At 67.1% G+C, this 3893-nt stretch carries 2 protein-coding genes and 2 pseudogenes; 2 read left to right on the top strand and 2 right to left on the bottom strand.

What is annotated here, in order from left to right; all coding sequences use genetic code 11:
* Positions 1-235, bottom strand: a pseudogene (locus AC2VON_RS18245) (MFS transporter); the annotation flags it as partial.
* On the opposite strand from AC2VON_RS18245, the pseudogene egtA reads away from it, so the two are divergent.
* Together egtA and egtD are read left to right on the top strand one after the other, a co-directional pair.
* Positions 225-1115: pseudogene (gene egtA, locus AC2VON_RS18240) on the top strand (ergothioneine biosynthesis glutamate--cysteine ligase EgtA); the annotation flags it as partial. The pseudogenes AC2VON_RS18245 and egtA sit on opposite strands and share 11 nt — an antisense overlap.
* Positions 1116-1141: 26 nt before the next feature.
* The gene (gene egtD, locus AC2VON_RS18235) at positions 1142-2107 is read left to right on the top strand and encodes an L-histidine N(alpha)-methyltransferase (protein ID WP_486954216.1); all 966 of its coding nucleotides are present in this window, start codon (positions 1142-1144) and stop codon (positions 2105-2107) included.
* 62 nt (positions 2108-2169) lie between these two features.
* On the opposite strand, the gene AC2VON_RS18230 is transcribed toward egtD, so the two are convergent.
* Positions 2170-3893: S9 family peptidase (locus AC2VON_RS18230; RefSeq protein WP_486954215.1), on the bottom strand; the 1724-nt coding region annotated here is incomplete at its 5' end.

The following is a 3893-nucleotide window of genomic DNA, read 5'->3' as shown; positions in this document are numbered from 1 at the left end:
TGAGCATCGCGCTCGATCCCATCGACCGCAGCCGTCCCGGGAAACTCTCACCCGCGTACACGCCGAGCAGCGAGCCAAAGCCCAAGCTGAACCCAGCTGCAAACACCACCACGCCAGCCAAGCCCAGGAACGCACCGCCGGCTCCTAAACCCAACGCGAAGACCACAATCAGCAGGGCATCGGCCGCGATCATCATGGCGATGCCGGACAGCAGTATTGGCCGCCGACCGGCCCGGCGGGTCAATCCGGGCGCGCGGTACCGCGCCATGGAGCAGTTCTTCGCTGCCAGCCGCAGCGGCGTGGCCGGCGCGGCGATGATGACGTCGACGGCCTCGGTGCAGGTCAACCTCGACGCCGGGCCGCACGCCGGGTGGGCGACGCGGGTCAGGCTGGCGCATGCCCTGGGGCCGACCATGATCGCGATCGCCGCCAATTCCCCGCTGCTGGGCGGAACGTTCTCCGGGTGGCTCTCCACCCGCCAGCGGGTCTGGAGCGAGCTGGACTCCACGCGCTGTGGACCCATCCTGACCGCCAGCGGCGACGATCCCGGCATCGACTGGGCGCACTACGCGCTGAAGGCGCCGGTGATGCTGGTGCACACCCCGGACGCAGTGCCAGTGACGCAGTCCGTGCCGTTCGCCGAGTGGGCAGACGGGCGCACGCTGCTCGGCGGGCGCCGTCCCACCACTGCCGACCTGGACTACCACCTGACCACGCTGTTCCCGCCGGTCCGCCCGCGCGGTTGGCTGGAGATCCGCTACCTTGATGCCGTGCCCGACACCATCTGGCCCGCGGTGGTGTTCACCCTGGTGGCACTGCTGGATGACCCGGTTGCCGCCGACATTGCGGCCGAAACCGTCGAACCGGTCGCCACCGCATGGGACACCGCGGCCCGCATCGGGCTGGGCGACCGGCGCCTGTACGCCGCGGCCAATCGCTGTGTAGCCACCGCCGCCGAACGCGCACCGAACCCGCTGCACGACGCGATAAGCCGGCTTGTCCAAGCGGTTGAGCAGGGCCGTTGCCCGGCTGACGACTTTGCCGAGCGGGTGATCGATCAGGGCATCGCGCCCACGATGGCACGCCTGGCACGAGGAGAGCCGTGGGTTCGCTGAGCCGGCTGGATCCGAGGAAGGATCTTATGACGCTGTCACTGTCCAACCATCTGGCCGCCGACTCGGCGTATGAGGTGCTATGCCGGGATGTGTTCGACGGCCTGCGCAAGACACCGAAATCGTTGCCGCCCAGATGGTTCTACGATTCGGTGGGCAGCGACCTGTTCGCTCAGATCACCCGGCTGCCCGAGTACTACCTGACCCGCGCCGAGGCGCAAATCCTGCGAGTCCGCTCCATCGAGGTCGCGTGCTATACCGGCGCGGACACCCTGGTCGAATTGGGCAGCGGGACGTCGGAGAAAACCCGAATCCTGCTGGACGCGCTGCGCGATACCGGCTCGCTGCGCCGATACGTGCCGTTCGACGTCGATGCCGGCATACTGTCAGCGGCCGCGACCGCCATCGCGGGCGATTACCCTGACGTCGAGATCGCGGCTATCTGCGGCGATTTCGAGCAACACCTGGCCGAGATTCCCGACGGCGGGCGGCGACTGTTCGTGTTCTTGGGGTCCACGATCGGCAACCTCACCCCCGGATCGCGTGCAGAATTCCTCGCGAGTCTGGCGGCGGTGCTGCGGCCGCAAGACAGCCTGCTGCTGGGCACCGACCTGGTCAAGGACGCCGGCCGACTGGTGCGCGCCTATGACGACACCGCCGGGGTGACCGCACGGTTCAACCGCAACGTGCTCGCGGTGATCAACCGGGAACTCGACGCCGATTTCGACCTGGGTGCCTTCCAGCACGTCGCCTGCTGGAATGCCGAAGCCGAGCGGATGGAGATGTGGCTGCGAGCCACCCGCCGACAGCAGGTGCGGGTCAGCGCTCTGGAATTGACTGTCGAATTCGCTTCAGACGAAGGGATGCTCACCGAAGTGTCATGCAAGTTCCGCCCCGATGCGGTGGCCGCCGAGCTGGCCGCCGCGGGGCTGCGCCGCACCCGATGGTGGACAGATGACGTCGGCGATTTCGGCTTGTCGCTGGCCGTCAAGTAGGCGGTCCGGGATAACGCGCCGGGTTTGACCGGCAGTTGATCGGGCCGCACTGTGACCCTGGGCTATTCACACCGGCGCAGCGGGTGGGCTAAAGGCTCGGTGGCGGAATACGCGGCATCGGTGGCGGCCAGCAGCCAAGCGTATTGGAAGGCGGTCTCCTTCCAGCGTTCATAGCGTCCACTGATACCGCCGTGGCCGGCGTTCATCTGAGTCTTCAACAACACCGGATTGACACCGGTCTGGGCGTGCCGCAACGCGGCCACCCATTTCGCAGCCTCCACGTAGTGCACCCTGGTGTCGTGCAGCGACGTCATCGCCAGGATCGGCGGGTATTCCCGAGCCACGATGTTCTCATACGGCGAATAGGACTTCATGTAGGCATAGACGTCCTTGTCGTCCAATGGATTTCCCCATTCATCCCACTCCGTGATGGTCAGCGGCAGCGACGGGTCCAAGATGGTGGTCAGCGGGTCGACGAACGGTACCTGCGCCAGGACGCCGGCGAACAGATCCGGGGCCAGATTGGCCGCCGCGCCCATCAGCAGCCCGCCCGCACTTCCGCCCAGCGCCACCAACTGTTTTGGCCCCGCGACCCCCGTGTCAATCAGATGGCGTGCCACCGCGACGAAGTCGGTGAAGGTGTTCTTCTTGTCCAGCATCTTGCCATGCTCGTACCACAGCCGGCCCATCTCACCGCCGCCGCGCACATGGGCCACGGCGAACACCGTGCCTCGGTCCAGCAGGGACAGTCGCGCAATCGAGAACTGCGGATCTTCGCACATCTCGTAGGCGCCGTAGCCGTAAAGCAGTGCCGGCATGGGTAGTTCGATGTCCGTGCGGTGTACGACCGACACCGGGATGTGGGTACCGTCGGGGGCATGCGCCCAGTCGCGATACTCCACGTAGTCGGCACGGCGGTAGTCACCGAGCACCGGCTGCTCCCGCAGCAGTGTGCGCTCGCCGCTGACCAAGTCGATGTCGTAGACCCGCACCGGAGTGATGAACGACGTGGCGCCGACCCGCAGTTTGGGTGAGTCCCAGTTCGGGTTGGCGCCCAGGCCGCACGCCATCAGTTCGGTGTCGAACGATATCTCCTGCGGCTCCTCGTATTCGCCGCCGGCCCCCAGCGGCCACAGCTGGATGCGCGGCAGGGCCTCGGCCCGGTAGCTGACCACCAGATGCCTCGCGAAGGCGTCGACGCCTTCGAGCCGGACGTCGTCTCGGTGGGCTATCAGGGTCCGCTGTTCGCCCGGGTCGTCAACCGGTGTCTCCACCAGGGTGAAGTTGACCATGCCCTCGTTGTGCAGTATCAGGAATCGCTCCCGGCCGCCGACCACGGCGTGCTCCACCGAATACTCGACACCGTCACGCCGCGGCCACACCGTGGTGAACCGCGCCTGCGGGTCGGCCGCGTCACCGTAGCGCACTTCGGAGGTGACCGCGGACCCGGCCGTGATCAGCACGTAGGCGTCGCTGCGGGTACGCCCCACCGCCAGCCAGAACCGCTCGTCGGCCTCGTGGTAGACCCGCTCCGCGGGCAAGCCGGAGCCGAGCCGGTGCCGCCACACGGTGTCGGGACGCCAGGCGGCATCGACGGTCGTGTAGTAGACAGTGCGGTTGTCGGTCGCCCACGTCACGCCCGCGCCGACGCCGGCGATCTGGTCGGGATAAAGCTCGCCGGTGCGCAAATCCTTGAACCGCAACGTGTATCGTTCATCTCCGACGACGTCGACGGAGTAGGCCAGGATATTGCCGTCGGGGCTGACGCTGATCGCGCCCAGGGCGA

It is taken from the genome of Mycobacterium sp. TH-M82, from assembly GCF_057473605.1.
This window is presented reverse-complemented; position numbering and strand designations above follow the sequence as displayed.

Excerpts from the sequence above, each read along its gene's own strand:
- egtD (WP_486954216.1), top strand. The coding sequence starts at position 1,142 with ATGACGCTGTCACTGTCCAACCATCTGGCCGCCGACTCGGCGTATGAG.